A 15693-nucleotide genomic window follows, 5' to 3' on the forward strand; every position below is an offset into this window, starting at 1 on the left:
GGCACCGGTGATGGTGCGCTACGACGAACCGTCCGTTCCGACGCGGCCATAGGCTCGAGCCGTGACCGCCATCGATGCCCTCGATCTCCACCGCCGCGCCGTCGTCGCCGATGCCCACAACGATTTGCTCTGCTCGGTGACGAGTCGTCCGCCCGCCGAGTGGTCGGACTACTTCCGGGCCCAGTGGCTGCCGCAGCTGCGCACGGGTGATGTCGACCTGCAGGTCCTGCCCGTGTTCGTCGATGACGTCTACCGGCCGGAGGGCGCGCTGCGTCGTACGTTCCGCATGATCGAAGCCGCGCACCGGGTGGCGGAAGGAAACGCGGATGCGGTGGGGCTCTGCCTCGACGGGGACGACATCGACAGGGTGATCGGTGAGGGGCGCATCGCGTTGGTGCTCGCTCTCGAGGGCATGCCCGGCATCGCCGACGATGTCGAGCTCCTCGAGACGGTGCATCGGCTCGGAGTGCGCGTCGGCTCGGTCGCCCACTTCGGTCGCAGCGCCTTCGCGGACGGAAGCGGAGAAGACGCCGCGGGCAGCCGGCTGACGCGCACGGGCGTCCAGGCGCTGGCCGAGATGGAGCGCATCGGCATGATCTTCGATGTCAGCCACCTCGGAGCGGGCGGCGTCGACCACGTGCTCGAGCTCGCCACGCGACCCGTCATGGCAACGCATTCGTCCGCCCGCGCCCTGTTCGATCACCACCGCAACCTCACCGATGCTCAGATCGCCGGAGTCGCGGAGACGGGGGGAGTCGTGTGCGTCAACTTCTTCGCCCCGTATCTGCATGCGAGCGACTACACGATCGACACCCTGATCGACCATTTCGAGCGGGTGGTGTCCGTCGCCGGGGTGGACCACGTCGGGATGGGACCAGACTTCGTCCGCGAGGTGCTCGCGGACACCACGGCCCCGTGCTGCGTGCAGACGACGATCGAGGGCGTCCCCGCCGATCGGTACCTTCCCGGGCTCGAGGGTCCGGAAGGGCTTCCACTCGTCACCGAGGCTCTGCTGCGTCGCGGCTGGCGCGAAGCTGATGTCCTGGCCGTGCTGGGCGGCAACCTGCAGCGCTTTCTCCGAACCGGGCTCGCTGTCCAGCGGTGAGCCACCCGAGCCACCTCGCCGCGAGCCGCCTCGCAGCGGTCGCCGGGAAACAGCAGGGCGAATCGGGAATGACTCTTGCTTTCAGCTGGTTCACAGCAATAGGCTGGTGGGCTGTCGCGCCAACCGGACGACATCGCCGAGCCCCTGAGGAGGACACCATGTTCACGATCGCCACCGCGCGGATCGCAGCTCTCGGCTCGACCCCGGCGCGTCCGCTCTCCTAGAGCCACCCCGCCCCTTCTCCGTCGGATGTCGGACCCTGTGGGTCCGCTCTCGCATCCGTCCCCTTCCGCAACCGCTGTCCATACGAAACTCGTCTCAGATACATGTCCTCCTCGCCTTCCGCGCAGAATCCCTCGCCTTCATCGACCCTTTCCACTCCGGCCGCACTGTGGCGCCTGAAGCCCTTCGTGAAGCCGGTCATCTGGCGGCTCGCCGGCGGTGCCGCCAGCGCGCTCATCGCCGCCGTCATCGCCCTGATGATCCCGATCGTCCTCGAGCAGATCATCAGCGGACCCGTCCGTTCGGGTGAGATCAGCGCCATCATCTGGGGTGCTGTCGCCGTGTTCGCGCTCGCCCTGGGCGAGGCCCTCATGGTATGGCTGCGACGTCAGTTCGTGCTCAACCCGGCCACGCAGGTCGAGTACAAGATGCGCACGGAGCTCTACTCGCGCCTGCAGACCCTCCCGGTGTCCTTCCACGACCGGTGGGGCTCAGGACAGCTGCTCAGCCGCATGATGCAGGACATCGGCCTCATCCGCCGCTGGCTCGCGTTCGGCCTCGTGCTACTGGTCGTCAACATCCTCACGATCATCATCGGCTCCGTGCTGCTGTTCCGGTGGCACTGGCTGCTGGGCACGATCTTCCTGGTCACGGCGATCCCGCTGTGGATCCGCGGCTACCTGTTCGAGAAGCGCTACGGCGCCCTCACCCGCCGCAGCCAGGATCAGGCCGGCGACCTCGCGACCAGCGTCGAGGAGAGCGTGCACGGGATCCGCGTGCTGAAGGCGTTCGGGCGCGGCAAGCACGCCCTGAGCCGCTTCAGCAGGCAGGCCGAGACGCTGCGCGAGACCGAGATGAGCAAGGCCGGTGCGATCGCGTCGATCTGGTTCTGGCTCGACCTCATGCCGCAGATCGCGTTCGGCCTCAGCCTGATGTCCGGCATCTGGCTGATCTCCGTCGGGCAGATCGACGAGGCGCAACTGTTCGCCTTCTTCGCGATGGCCGTCGTGCTGCGCTGGCCCATCGAGTCGATCGGCTTCCTGTTCTCGTTCATGCTCGATGCGCGCACGGCGACCGACCGCGTGTTCGACATCTTCTCGGAGACCAACACCATCACCGACCCCGAGCACCCGGTGCACATCGAGAACCCGCGCGGAGAGCTCACGTTCGAGAACGCGCACTTCCGTTATCAGGACGCCGGCGCGCACGAACGCGACCTGCTCGACGGCATCGACCTGGTGCTGCGACCAGGGGAGACCATGGCGCTGGTCGGTCTCACCGGCAGCGGCAAGACCACCCTCACCACGCTGCCCACGCGTCTGTACGACGTGACGGGAGGCAGGGTCACCCTCGACGGCGTCGACGTGCGTGACCTGCCGCTGTCAGAGCTCCGTCGGCACATCGCCATGGCGTTCGAAGACGCGACGCTGTTCTCGGCGACGGTCCGGGAGAACGTGCTGCTCGGTCGTGCCGAGCTCGACGTGCACGGCGAAGAGGGCGAGCGTGTGCTGCGCGAAGCTCTCGACGTCGCTCAGGCCTCGTTCGTGGATTCCCTGCCCGACGGCGTCGAGACGGTGATCGGCGAGGAGGGGCTCAGCCTCTCCGGCGGTCAGCGCCAGCGGCTCGCCCTCGCCCGTGCGGTGGCGGCGAATCCGAAGGTGCTCGTGCTCGACGACCCGCTGTCGGCGCTCGACGTCGACACCGAGGCCCTCGTGGAGGAGGCGCTGCGGCACGTGCTCGCCGACACCACCGCCCTGATCGTGGCGCACCGCCCTTCGACCGTCGCGCTCGCCGATCGCGTCGCCCTGCTCGAAGCCGGTCGCGTGACGGCGGTGGGCACGCACTCCGAGCTGCTGAAGACCAGTCGGCACTACCGTCATGTCATCTCCAGTCTCGAGGCGGAGGAGGCGGCGCGCACCGGGACGATCCCGGTGATCCGCGATGAGCAGTCCGAGATCGATGAAGAGGTCCGTGCGGGCCTCGGGATGCAGGCCGCCGACGAAGACCCCATCAGCGAGAAGGAGGTGCAGCGATGAGCTCCGCCATCACCGGAACCAGGAACGAGGATCGTTCCGAGTACACCCGCGAGGAGAGCAGGGAGATCCGTCGTCGATCCCTCCGACTGCTCGGATCCCTGGTCAGCCCCTTGAAGCCGAGGATCGTGCTCGCCGCCGCGGTGCTGGTCGTGTCGACCGCGCTCCAGGTCGCCGGCCCCATCCTCATCAGCCTGGGCCTCGACCGAGCGCTGCCTGCGGTGATCGAGCGTGCCGACTGGATGCCGACGTTCATGATCGGAGGCATCTACCTGCTGGCCGGTGCCCTCGCTGCGGTGCTGATCGCCTGGTACGTGATCATCGCGGCCAAGCTCACGCAGGCGGTGCTGCTGGACCTGCGCAAGCGCATCTTCCTGCACACCCAGCGCCTGAGCCTGGAGTTCCACGAGTCCTACACCTCGGGGCGCATCATCTCCCGTCAGACCAGCGACCTCGACTCGATCAAGGAGCTGCTCGACGGTGGCCTGAACGAACTCGTCTCCGGCGTGCTCTTCGGGCTGTTCACCTTCATCGCGCTGTGCTTCTGGGACTGGCAGTCGGGCCTGATCCTGGCGATCGGTGGCGTGCCGCTGTTCTACCTGATGCGCTGGTTCTACTCGCGTTCGCAGCTCGTCTACCGCGAGTCGCGCGTGATCAGTGCGAAGGTGATCGTGCAGTTCGTCGAGACGATGACCGGCATCCGCGCCGTCAAGGCGTTCCGCAAGGAGCCGCGCAACGACAAGGCGTTCCAGGAGATCGCTGGCGACTACCGCGACGTCAACCGTCGCTCGATGCTGCTGTTCGGCACGTTCGAGCCCGGCCTGATGGGCGTCGCGGCCCTCGTGCTCGGCATCGTCGTGCTGTGGGGAGGCATCCGCGTCTCCGAGGGTGCGCTGACCGTGGGTGTGCTGCTGTCGGCAGTGCTCTACGTCCGCAACTTCTTCGCGCCGATGCAGGAGATCGCGATGTTCCTGAACTCCTATCAGTCGGCCACGGCCGCGCTGGAGAAGGTCTCGGGCGTGCTCGAGGAGGTGCCGACGGTTCCCGACCCCGAGAACCCCGTCGACCTGTGGGAGTCCCGTGGGCATGTCGAGTTCGACGAGGTGACCTTCGGATACAACGGAGAGAAGACGATCCTCCCGAACTTCTCCCTCGACATCCCGGCGGGGCAGACGATCGCCCTCGTCGGAACGACCGGCGCCGGGAAGTCGACGCTCGCCAAGCTCATCTCGCGCTTCTATGACCCCTCCCAAGGGCGGGTCACGCTCGACGGCGTCGATCTGCGGTCGCTGCACCCGAAGGACCTCCGCCGCGCGATCGTCATGGTCACGCAGGAGGCCTACCTGTTCAGCGGCACCGTCGCCGACAACATCGCGCTCGGCAAGCCGGATGCGACGCTCGACGAGATCAAGGCCGCGGCACGGGCCGTGGGCGCCGACGGGTTCATCTCGTCGCTGCCCGACGGATACGGCACCGATGTGAACAAGCGCGGTGGTCGGGTGTCGGCGGGGCAGCGTCAGCTCATCTCGTTCGCCCGGGCTTTCCTCGCCGACCCCGCGGTGCTGATCCTCGACGAGGCGACGGCTTCGCTGGACATCCCGTCCGAGCGCTTGATCCAGGATGCGCTGCAGACGCTGCTCAAGGACCGCACGGCGATCATCATCGCGCACCGCCTGTCGACGGTCGCGATCGCCGACAGGGTGCTGGTGATGGAGCATGGCCGCATCATCGAGGACGACACTCCCGCTGCCCTGATCGGCGGTACCGGCAAGTTCGCGCAGCTGCATGCGGCCTGGCAGGAGACCCTCGTCTGATCTGCCTCTTCCGGTCGCGATATGACAGCCGTCTGGCGCAGTTGAGCTGTCATATCGCGACCGGAAGTCGTCTGCGTCTGGGTAGCATCGAGGTATGGACCCCCTGCTGCTCGTCGCCGAGTGGTGGTGGATCGCGCCGACGGCAGTCGCCGCGGGAACGGTGGGTGTGATGGGAATGCGACGTCGCAACAGCACGGTGAGCGGACGCAGGCTCGCGGTCGATGCCGCCCGCCACGATCTGAGAGAGGCGCAGCTGGTCGCCGCGGAGCGGCGCACCGCGTGGAAGATCGCGCGCGCCGACCTGGCTCGCGTCACGGCGGAGCGGGCGGCCCAGCGAGCGACGCCCGAACAGGTGGCAGGGGCTCGGCGGATGCTGAAGGAGCGGGAGCGCGATGCGAAGGCCGCGTCGGCCGATGTGCGCGCGCGCCAGGTGCGGCTGAACGCGGCTCGCGCCGCCGTGCCCTCCGCGGCGGAGCCGCGCCCGATCGAGCGACTCAACGCCGCGCATGACGCGGTGACGGCACGCTGGATGCGTTACGAGACCGACCCCGCTCTGCAGATCTCCTATCCGGCGATGACCGACGTGAAGTCCGCGGAGACGGCCGCATACTTCCGTGCCGCCGGACACGCGACGGAGATGCGCCGCGCGGCCTCCGGACGCATCACCCCGGCTGAGTTCGCCGCCTATCGTGACGCTGTCGCCGAGCTCGAGCGGGCGTTCGAAGCCGCCGAACACGCCGCGAAGGTGCACGCGGGGGAGGCGCCGGCGACGCCGGCGTGGCAGGACGCCGCTCAAGACATGCTGAACCGTTCCGCCGAGGCCATCGATCGCGCTGCCGGAGCGGCCGCGGCCGCTCTCTCATCGTGGACGAGCCGGCGGAAACCCGGGGGCACCCCCGACGACCGTTCCTGAGAACCCGCCAGGGCTGTGAGAGCGCTCCCCCGAAGGGGGTGAAGGGCGACGAGGTCTCGATGGGGGAGGGGATTCGAGACCCCGCCGCCCGGTCTAGGACGTGACCCGGATCTCGGCGATGACCTCGCCGTAGGCCGTCTCCCCGACGGGGGTGAAGCCGACGCGACGGAAGAAGGCCTCTGGGCCGTCCTCGCCGGCTTCGTAGATCACGTTGACGTGGTCGACTCCGCGTTCACGCGCCTCGTCGATGAGCGCCTCGACGGCGAAGCGGCCGACGCCGCGCCCCTGGTCGTCCGCGTCGACGTTGATGCGCCACAGCACGGAGCGGAAGTGCTCCTCCGGGGCCTCGTCGTCGAAGTTGGCGCTGACGAAGCCGACGACCTCGTTGCGGTCCAGGATCACCCGCTGCCAGGAGGTCTGCGGGTTGATGACGGTCGCGGCGATCCCGTACGAGACCGGAGCGAGGAACTGCTCCTGTCCGGGCTTGAGCGACAGGTTGTTCACGGCGACGATCGTCGCAGCGGAGAGTTCGACCATGCGCAGTTCGGACATGGACCCAGGCTAACCCCTCCGGAGAGGCGGGACACGTTTCCGACGAAGATTTCGCCCCTCTGTGGCCGTTCGTCGACATGGGGTGGTCGGCGGTCGCAGGCGCGGACCACAGGGCCAGACCGGCTCAGGTATCTTGGTATCGAGACAAATTTCCCCGCGAACGGAGTACCTCCCGGTGACCGACGACGCCATCATCTACACGTACACAGACGAGGCACCGGCGCTCGCCACCGCCTCGTTCCTCCCGATCATCCAGGCATATACCGGCCAGGCCGGCATCGAGGTCGAGACGCGCGACATCTCGCTGGCCGGACGCATCCTCGCCGCCTTCCCGCAGAAGCTCACTCCCGAGCAGCAGGTGGGTGACGCTCTCGCCGAGCTCGGTGGCCTCGCCACCCTCCCCGAGGCCAACATCATCAAGCTGCCGAACATCTCGGCGTCCATCCCGCAGCTGAAGGGTGCGATCGCCGAGCTGCAGAAGCAGGGCTTCGACATCCCCGACTTCCCGGACGAGCCGACCTCCCTGGAGGAGAAGGACGTCCGCGCCCGCTACGACCGCATCAAGGGCTCCGCAGTGAACCCCGTGCTGCGCGAGGGCAACAGCGACCGTCGCGCACCGCTCGCGGTGAAGAACTACGCCAAGAAGCACCCGCACCGCAACAAGCCTTTCGCGGACGGCTCGAAAACCCGCGTCGCGACCTTGGGCCACGACGACTTCAAGCACAACGAGCGCTCGTGGGTCGCGGCCCACGACGACGTCCTCTCGTTCCGTCACACGGCGCAGGACGGCACCGTCACGATCCTCAAGGAGGGCCTCAAGGTCCTCCCGCGTGAGATCATCGACGCCACGTTCCTCTCCGCGAAGGAGCTGGACGCGTTCCTCGCGGAGACGCTCGAGGCGGCCACGGCCGACGACGTGCTCTACTCCGTGCACCTCAAGGCCACGATGATGAAGGTCAGCGACCCGATCATCTTCGGTCACGTCGTGAAGGCGTTCTTCAAGGACGTCTTCGACCAGTACGGCACGCAGCTCGCCGAAGCCGGACTCAGCGCGAACGACGGCCTCGGCTCGATCCTTGCAGGCCTGTCGAATGTCGCCGGTGGCGAGGAGATCGCTGCGGCGTTCGACAAGGCCATCGCCGAGGGGCCGCGCCTGTCGTACGTGAACTCCGACAAGGGGATCACCAACCTCCACGTGCCCAGCGATGTCATCGTCGACGCGTCGATGCCCGCCCTCGTCCGCAACGGTGGGAAGCTCTGGGGCAAGGACGGCGAGGAGGCCGACACGATCGCGGTCATCCCGGACTCGTCCTACGCGAGCGTCTACCAGGCCGTCATCGACGATGTGATCGCGAACGGCCCGCTCGACCCCGCCACGATCGGTACCGTCCCGAACGTGGGTCTCATGGCGCAGGCGGCCGAGGAATACGGCAGCCACGACAAGACCTTCGAGATCGCGGCGGACGGTATCGTCCAGGTGCTCGACAGCGAGGGCACCGTGCTCATCGAGCACGAGGTCGGCAAGGGCGACATCTGGCGCGCGACGCAGACCAAGCACATCCCCGTCATGGACTGGGTCAAGCTCGCCGTGACGCGTGCACGCGCGACCGGCGACCCCGCCGTGTTCTGGCTGGACGCGAACCGCTCGCACGACGCCCAGATCATCGCGAAGGTGCACCAGGGCCTCGCCACGCTCGACACCAAGGGCCTGACGATCACGATCCTCGCGCCGGAAGAGGCCACGCGGTACACGCTCGCCCGCATGCGTCACGGGCTCGACACCATCTCGGTGACCGGCAACGTGCTGCGTGACTACCTGACCGACCTGTTCCCGATCCTCGAGGTCGGCACGAGCGCCAAGATGCTCTCGATCGTGCCGCTGCTCGCCGGTGGTGGGCTGTTCGAGACGGGTGCCGGTGGTTCCGCTCCCAAGCACGTGCAGCAGCTGGTCGAGCAGAACTACCTGCGCTGGGACTCGCTGGGTGAGTTCTTCGCGCTGGCGGCTTCGCTCGAGCACTTCGCCGACCGCACGGGCAACGACAAGGCCCGCGTGCTTGCGGAGACGCTGGACGCCGCGACCGGAACCTTCCTCGAGGAGGACCGCTCGCCCGGCCGTGCGCTCGGCACGATCGACAACCGCGGCAGCCACTTCTACCTCGGCCTGTACTGGGCGAAGGAGCTGGCAGCGCAGACGAAGGATCCCGAGCTCGCCGCGGCCTTCGGGCCGATCGCCGAGAAGCTCGCCGCGAACGAGGAGGCCATCGTCTCCGAGCTCAACGCCGTGCAGGGACAGCCCGCGGAGATCGGCGGGTACTACCGTCCGGACGAGAAGCTGGTCGAGGCCGTCATGCGTCCGTCCACGACGCTGAACACGATCGTCGACGCCCTGCGCTGAGACGAGCGAAGGGGGCGGATGCTTCGGCATCCGCCCCCTTCTTCGTGTTCGGCCCGTCTGCCCGAGCGAGCGCGGAGCGCTTCGTCAGTAGTGGACGGAGACCTCGAGCCCCTTGGGGGACCAGTCGTAGACGTACTTGGCGAGGTCGATCGGCAGGTTGACGCAACCGTGGCTCATGCGCTGGCCGAAGTTGTTGTGCCAGTACGTGCCGTGGAAGCCGATGTTCGGAGCGAACCAGGTGATCCAGGGCACGTCCTTCGTGCAGTACGGCGCGCCTTCGTAGCAGCCCATGTCCTGGATACGCGTGTGCGCGAACACCTTGAAGTTGCCGGTGGGCGTCAGAGTCCCTGGCAGCCCGGTGGACACGGCCCACGAGTTCACGACAGCGCCGTTCTCGTAGAGCACGGCCCGCTGCGAACTGAGGTTGATGTCGATGCGCCGGAACAGGTTCACCGTCTCGAAGGGCGTCTCGGTGACCGAGAGCGCGAAGGCTCCGTTTCCGGCTGCCAGCTGCTCGGCGAACTGGTCCGCGATGCCTGACGTGTCTCCCAGTGCTCGGCCGGTCGCACCCTCCTGCTCCGCACGGAGCACGGTACCGGCGGAGTCGACGATGTTGGTCGCGTTGACCGGAGCGCGGTCGACGGCGGAGGGGAGACCGTCCACGGTGGCCTGGATCGCCTGAGGGTCGGCCTTGATGCTCAGCTGTCCGTCGTCATCGACGACCGTGAGCCAGGAGGCGGCGACGGCGGGATCGACCGGGACGGTGCGCTCCTCGCTGACGTAGAAGCCGACGGTGGGAAGCATCGTGTTGAGAGCGCTGGCGGTGGCGCTGGCGTCGTCATCGGAGACGGCCGGTGCGGCTTCCGCGGCGTCTCCCGAGTACTCGAGCGCGCTGCGACCCTCTCCGACCGCTGCCGTGAAGGCGGCGTTGAGGTCGGCGAGGTCGATCCCTGTTCCGGCCTCTGCCGGTGTGATCACGAACGTGCCGCTGGCGGCATCGAAGACGACACCGGCATCCACCGGGTCGTCGAAGCTGGTCGGCACGGCGCCACGCAGCGCGGCGTCCGCCTTCGCGGTGTCGAAGGCGATCTCCGCGGGGACGGGGTCGCCCATCCAGGCGCCGAGGTTCCACAGCGGGTGCTCCGCGAAAGCCTTGTCGGCGAGCGCGGTGGCGTCGACATCCGCACCGAGGTCGGCGCCGGTGAGGACGGTGCCGTCTCCCGCGCCGGTGAGCGTGATCTCGGTCTGAGCGAGGCGGGCGTCGATGGCGTCGGCGGCGGCGCCAGGAGTCATCCAGCCGACCGGGATCCCGGCGACCGTGGTTCCCGGTGCGATCAGGATCATCGACGCGGCTCCGGCGCCGAGGGCGACGACTCCCAGCCCGAGGCCGATCCAGAGGCCGAGGCGACGTTTCTTGGGAGACGGTTCGATCGGAGCCCAGGCGAGCGGCTGGTCACCGGTGGTCGGCGGGACGGTCTCCGTGGGAGCATCCGTCGGCGCGAGCACTGCAGTGGGCGCGGAGTCGTCTCCACGCGCCTCGGCTGCTGCGCCCGGCGCAGAAATCAGATCGGTCACGAACTTCACCCCCCGGCTCTCAAACGTGTCCTGACGTCCAATGGTACGGGATGGGAGGTAACGGGGAGGCAACGGTCCGTGATAACGTGCCTCCCCGCAACGCAGACGTCAGTCGATGATGGCGATGCCGTCGATCTCGACGAGCATCTCCTCGCGCGGAAGGCCGGTGAAGACCGTGGTGCGCGACGGCAGGACGCCATTGGTCGTGTGAGCGGTCACGAAGGCGCCGTACGCGTCGTTCATGATGGGGAAGTCCTCGCGCTTGGTCAGGTAGACGCGCAGCATGACGACGTCGTCGAACGTCGCGCCGGACGCCTCGACGATCGCCTTCACGTTCTCGAGCGTGCGGGTGGTCTGGGCAGCGACGTCCCCGGGGTGCAGGTACTCGTTGGTCTTCGGGTCGACGGGTCCCTGGCCGGAGACCTGCACGAACGGGCCCTTGCGGATACCCTGCGAGAAGGTGTGGGCGGGGGCGGGGGCTGCGTCGGTGGAAACTCGGATCTTCGCGGTCATGCGGCCAGCCTAGTAGCATTGTTAGATGCCTCTACAAATTCCGGATCCCGCTCTCGGCACCTGGACGAAGGGCTTTCCTGCGCACGCAGCGGGACTCCGCCTCTCGCAGGTGGGGGATGCGGATCTGCATCTCTCCGACCTGGTGACGCCGGTGCTGACGGTGCACGAGGGCGCCCTCGCGCACAACGAGGAGACCGTCTTCGCATGGGCGAGAGAGCGCCGGGTGCTCCTCGCACCACACGGCAAGACCACGATGGCTCCGGCCCTCTGGCAGCGACTGCTCGACGCGGGAGCATGGGGGATCTCCGTGGCGACGCCCTGGCAGGCCGAAGTCGCCGTCGACGCGGGCGTCTCGACCGTGCTGATCGCGAACGCGGTCACCGATCTCACTGCGGTGCGTCGCCTGGGGGCACTGCTCGCAGCCGACCCGGACCTGCGCGTGCTGTGCTGGGCGGACTCTCTCGAGGGAGTGGCCATCCTCGCGCGGGGGATGCGCGATGCCGCGCGTCCGCTCGATGTCTTGGTCGAACTCGGCGGCGCGCACGGCCGCACGGGCGCACGGAGCGTGGAGGAGGGCGAGCGGATCGGGGAGGCCGTCTCGGACGCATCCGGGCTGCGCCTCGCCGGCGTCGCGGGATACGAGGGGCCCTTCGGTCCCGATCGCTCCGATGCCTCGGTCGCCGCCGTCGACGCGTACCTGCAGACGCTCGTGGATCTGCACGCCCGACTGGAGTACCCGCACGGTCTCCGTCCGATTCTCAGCGCGGGAGGCAGCGCCTTCCCTGATCGGGCGGCCGCCGTCCTCGCAGCCGTCGGGGACGAGGTGGACGTCGTCCTGCGTTCGGGGGCGTTCCAGATCCACGACGACGGCTTCTACTCGCGCATGTCTCCGTTCGGACCGCTCGTCGGCACCGCGCCTCTGCGCTCGGGGATGCACGCCTGGTCGCGGGTGGTGTCGCAGCCCGAGGACGGCCTTGCGCTCCTCGACGCCGGACGGCGCGATGTGCCCTTCGACCTGGATCTGCCGATCCCGCAGGGGCTGCGGGGGGAGATCACGGCGCTGAACGATCAGCATGCGTTCCTGAGCCTCACGGGCGATGACACGGTCGCGGTGGGCGATGTCGTCCGTCTCGGGCTCTCCCACCCGTGCACCGCCTTCGACAAGTGGAGGGTCGTCGCCGTGATCGACGACCCCGATGCCGCCGATCCGCGCGTGATCGGGGCGGTGGCGACGTGCTTCTGAGTACCGAGAAGGCGGCCGCCGGACAGGTGCGGGTGTACCGCGGAGCCACCGTCATCGACGGGACGGGGGCGCCCCGGTACGTGGCCGACGTCGCGGTGGAGGGCGCGAGGGTCGTCGCCATCCTCCCGGCCGATGCGGTGAATCCTGAGCTCGAGCTCCCCGAACTCGAACTTCCCGAGGGCGCCGTGGAGGTCACGGCAGAGGGACTCGTCCTCGCGCCCGGATTCATCGACATGCACGCGCACAGCGAGCTCGCAGTGCTGAGCGGCGCGGCGCACGACGCCAAGATCCGCCAGGGCGTGACGACCGAGGTGCTCGGTCAGGACGGCCTGGGCTATGCGCCCCTCGACGATGCGGCGGCGGCGATCATCCCCGCGCAGATCGCCGGGTGGAACGGAACTCCGGCCGACGTGCCGTGGCGGACGATGGACGACCTGCTCGCGGCGATCGACGCCGCAGCGGTCGCGAACGCCGCCGTCCTCGTCCCCCAGGGGAATCTGCGGATGATGGTCGTCGGCCACGAGAACCGTCGGGCGACCGCTGCGGAGCTCACCGCGATGGGGGAGATCCTGGGTCGCGCGCTGGACGCGGGAGCCTTCGGGATGTCGAGCGGCCTCACCTACACGCCGGGGATGTACGCGGACACGGCGGAGCTCGAAGCGCTGTGCCGCATCGTCGCCGAGCGAGGAGGCTACTGGGCGCCGCACACCCGGAGCTACGGGGGAGCGGCGCTGGAGGCCTACCGGGAGGCGCTCGACATCGGTCGGCGCACCGGGTGCCCCGTGCATCTCACACACGCGACGATGAACTTCGCCCCGAACCGCGGCCGCGCCGATGAGCTCCTGGCCCTGATCGACGAGGCGATCGAGGACGGCGTCGACGTGACGCTCGACACGTACCCGTATCTGCCCGGCGCCACGACGCTCTCCGCTCTGCTGCCGAGCAGGCTGGCGGAATCCGGCGACCTGCTCGCTGCCGTCTCCGCGCTCGACGAAGCGGGCCGGGAGGCCGTCCGCGTGGAACTGGAAGACGTCGGCTGCGACGGATTCCACGGCGAGAGGGCCGATTGGACGCAGATCCAGGTCTCCGGCACCGTGAACCCCGCCCTCTCGGGTCTGATCGGCCGCACCATCGCCGAGATCGCGACCACGACCGGTCGCCGTGCCGTCGATGTGGTGCTCGACACGATCGTGGAGGACGCCGCCGCCACCGGAATCCTCATGCACATCGGAGACGAGGAGAACGTCCGGACGATCATGCGTCACTCGCAGCACACGGGAGGCAGTGATGGGATCCTGATCGGGGCGCGGCCTCATCCGCGTGGGCGGGGTACGTTCCCGCTGTACCTCGGACACTACGTGCGCGAGCTCGGCATACTCACCTGGGAGGAGGCCGTCCGACACCTGTCGGGGACGCCGGCGCATCGGCTGGGACTCGACCGGGGTGACGCACCTCGGGGCGTCGTCCGGCGGGGAGCGACCGCCGATCTCGTGCTCTTCGACCCGGAGACGGTCGAGGCGGGGGCCACGTTCGACTCCCCCTTCGCACCGCCGCGCGGGATCATCGAGGTACTTGTCGGGGGAGTGCCGGTGGTGTCGGAGGGCGAGGCGACGGGGCGGACCCCCGGACGCGCACTGCGGATGCCGCCCCCGCCGCATCGCGCCACCGTGCCGCACATCGGTGCCCGCATCGATCCGGTCGCCCCCGGATTCGCGTGGACGGAGCGTACGCCGATCCTCTCGGCCCCTGAGCTCGTCGCCGCTGCCGCCCGGCTGGGCGGTCTCGCCGGCGCGGGCGACGCCGAACTCCCGCCGATCCGGCTGATGGTCGACGAGAACCTCGGCGCTGAGGCCGCGGCGCGAGGACGTGTCGGTGACGAGGCCTTCCGGGTGAGCGTGAGTGCAGCCGGAGTCGAGATCAGAGGAGGGAGCCCCGCCGGCGTGTTCCGCGGTGCCACCACTCTGCGGCAGCTGCGGGATCCGGACGCCGCATCGGCCCACATCCCCGCCGGGGTGTGGGAGGGAGCGCCCGCGTACAGCTGGCGAGGGACGATGCTCGACGTCGCCAGGCACTTCCGGACCGTCGACGAGGTCCGTCGTCTGGTCGATCTCCTCGCCGATCATCACCTGAACGTGCTGCACCTTCATCTCACAGACGATCAGGGGTGGCGCTTCGAGGTGCCCGGCTTCCCTCGGCTCACGGAAGTGGGCGCGCGACGGGAAGCCACCCAGCTCGGACACGGCCCCTTGTCCACCGTGGAGCCGGGAGTGCACGAGGGCTTCTACACGACAGCGGAGCTGCGAGAGCTCGTCGCCTATGCGCGAGAACGTTTCGTGACCCTCGTGCCGGAGGTCGAGCTGCCCGGACACATCCAAGCGGGTCTCGCCGCGTATCCGGAGCTCGGCAACGTCGACGTCGGAGAGCCTGTGCTGTCTGCATGGGAGCGCTTCGGGGTCAATCCGCGCACCCTCGCCCCGACGGACGAGGCCCTGGCCTTCGGGTTCGCCGCGATCGATGTTCTCTGCGATGCGTTCGACTCGGAGTGGATAGGCATCGGCGGTGACGAGGTGCCGGTGACCGAGTGGGAGCAGAGCGCCGCGGCGGCCGAGCGCATGCGACAACTCGGACTCGAGTCTGCACACGACGTGCAGCCGTGGTTCACGGAGCAGTTCGTCGCGCATGTCCGCGGACGAGGCCGCACGGCACTGGCCTGGGACGAGGTCCTCGAAGGCGACGTGCCCGAGGGCGTGCGCATCCTCGCGTGGCGGGGTCCCGCCGCGATGCGTGAGGCGCTGCGGCTCGGCATCGAGGTCGTCGCGTGCCCCGACCTCGAGGTCTACCTCGACTACCCGCAGTCGGAGTCGGAGGAGGAGCCGATCAGAGTGGGCCCGCCTCTCACGATCGAGCGCGCGTACTCCCTGCGTGTCGAAGACGGCGCTGTGGGCGGGCAGGCGAACGTGTGGAGCGAGCACCTGCCCACCAGGGACCGCGTCGACTTCGCGATGTTCCCTCGACTCGCCGCGATCGCGGAGCGTCTGTGGGACGGCGGGGAGCCGGGACCCTACGCCGACTTCGAGCGGCGTCTGCCGATGCACCTGCGCCGGCTCGCCGCAGCGGGGGTGCGGTATCGTCCCCTTGACGGGCCGGAGCCCGAGCAGCGCCGTCCCGGCGTGCCGGGCAAGCCGCTCACGATCGAGGCGCGGGAGCAGATCGTCGCCGGCCTGGTCGAGCGCCTCATCGGGCGCTCACGCACGGTCGTCGTCGACGATCGAAAGTAATGTAACGTTTCGGTAACCCTGCCAGCGCGTCCGAGGGCAGAGGTTGCGCA

10 protein-coding genes are annotated in these 15693 nt (G+C 68.8%); 7 read left to right on the forward strand and 3 right to left on the reverse strand.

The window, feature by feature from the left end:
• The first annotated feature begins 61 nt into the window (after positions 1–61).
• The 4 genes from AAY78_RS13495 (at position 62) to AAY78_RS13510 (ending at position 6087) form a co-directional block, all read left to right on the forward strand.
• Positions 62–1105 (forward strand): dipeptidase, encoded by a 1044-nt coding sequence (locus tag AAY78_RS13495; protein WP_082108692.1) that lies wholly within the window; start codon positions 62–64, stop codon positions 1103–1105.
• Between the two features lie 326 nt (positions 1106–1431).
• Entirely contained in the window at positions 1432–3363 is a 1932-nt protein-coding gene (locus AAY78_RS13500) for an ABC transporter ATP-binding protein (RefSeq protein ID WP_046748825.1), read from the forward strand.
• A complete protein-coding gene (locus AAY78_RS13505) occupies positions 3360–5174 on the forward strand; it encodes an ABC transporter ATP-binding protein (RefSeq protein ID WP_046748826.1) in 1815 nt (604 codons plus the stop codon). Before AAY78_RS13500 ends, AAY78_RS13505 begins: the two co-directional genes overlap by 4 nt.
• 94 nt (positions 5175–5268) lie before the next feature.
• Entirely contained in the window at positions 5269–6087 is an 819-nt protein-coding gene (locus tag AAY78_RS13510; protein ID WP_046748827.1) for a hypothetical protein, read from the forward strand.
• A 93-nt stretch (positions 6088–6180) separates the two neighbouring features.
• Here the strand turns inward: AAY78_RS13510 and AAY78_RS13515 are convergent, their stop codons facing one another.
• A complete protein-coding gene (locus AAY78_RS13515; protein ID WP_046748828.1) occupies positions 6181–6639 on the reverse strand; it encodes a GNAT family N-acetyltransferase in 459 nt (152 codons plus the stop codon).
• A 175-nt stretch (positions 6640–6814) separates the two neighbouring features.
• Here AAY78_RS13515 and AAY78_RS13520 point away from each other — a divergent pair, with 175 nt between their 5' ends.
• On the forward strand, positions 6815–9034 hold the full coding sequence (locus tag AAY78_RS13520) for an NADP-dependent isocitrate dehydrogenase (RefSeq protein WP_046748829.1): 2220 nt from the start codon (positions 6815–6817) through the stop codon (positions 9032–9034).
• An 84-nt stretch (positions 9035–9118) separates the two neighbouring features.
• Here AAY78_RS13520 and AAY78_RS13525 read toward each other — a convergent pair whose 3' ends face one another.
• Both AAY78_RS13525 and AAY78_RS13530 read right to left on the reverse strand, forming a co-directional pair.
• Complete coding sequence (locus AAY78_RS13525) at positions 9119–10609, reverse strand: L,D-transpeptidase family protein (protein WP_231589722.1); 1491 nt, start codon at positions 10607–10609, stop codon at positions 9119–9121.
• Between the two features lie 108 nt (positions 10610–10717).
• On the reverse strand, positions 10718–11122 hold the full coding sequence (locus AAY78_RS13530) for a RidA family protein (RefSeq protein WP_046748830.1): 405 nt from the start codon (positions 11120–11122) through the stop codon (positions 10718–10720).
• A 25-nt stretch (positions 11123–11147) separates the two neighbouring features.
• Between AAY78_RS13530 and AAY78_RS13535 the strand changes: the two genes are divergently transcribed.
• Positions 11148–12365 carry an alanine racemase gene (locus AAY78_RS13535; RefSeq protein WP_231589723.1) on the forward strand — a complete coding sequence of 406 codons (1218 nt, stop codon included), beginning with the start codon at positions 11148–11150 and terminating at the stop codon, positions 12363–12365.
• Positions 12356–15643 (forward strand): family 20 glycosylhydrolase, encoded by a 3288-nt coding sequence (locus tag AAY78_RS13540; protein ID WP_046748832.1) that lies wholly within the window; start codon positions 12356–12358, stop codon positions 15641–15643. The genes AAY78_RS13535 and AAY78_RS13540 overlap by 10 nt, the downstream gene beginning before the upstream one ends.
• Positions 15644–15693 lie beyond the last annotated feature (50 nt).

Source organism: Microbacterium sp. Ag1 (assembly GCF_001005635.1).
Lineage (GTDB): Bacteria > Actinomycetota > Actinomycetes > Actinomycetales > Microbacteriaceae > Microbacterium > Microbacterium oxydans.

Bases quoted from the DNA above. Each gene is read 5' to 3' on its own strand.
- AAY78_RS13505 (WP_046748826.1), top strand. From the start codon at position 3,360: ATGAGCTCCGCCATCACCGGAACCAGGAACGAGGATCGTTCCGAGTAC.
- AAY78_RS13535 (WP_231589723.1), top strand. From the start codon at position 11,148: ATGCCTCTACAAATTCCGGATCCCGCTCTCGGCACCTGGACGAAGGGC.
- AAY78_RS13515 (WP_046748828.1), bottom strand. From the start codon at position 6,639: ATGTCCGAACTGCGCATGGTCGAACTCTCCGCTGCGACGATCGTCGCC.
- AAY78_RS13500 (WP_046748825.1), top strand. From the start codon at position 1,432: ATGTCCTCCTCGCCTTCCGCGCAGAATCCCTCGCCTTCATCGACCCTT.
- AAY78_RS13530 (WP_046748830.1), bottom strand. From the start codon at position 11,122: ATGACCGCGAAGATCCGAGTTTCCACCGACGCAGCCCCCGCCCCCGCC.
- AAY78_RS13510 (WP_046748827.1), top strand. From the start codon at position 5,269: ATGGACCCCCTGCTGCTCGTCGCCGAGTGGTGGTGGATCGCGCCGACG.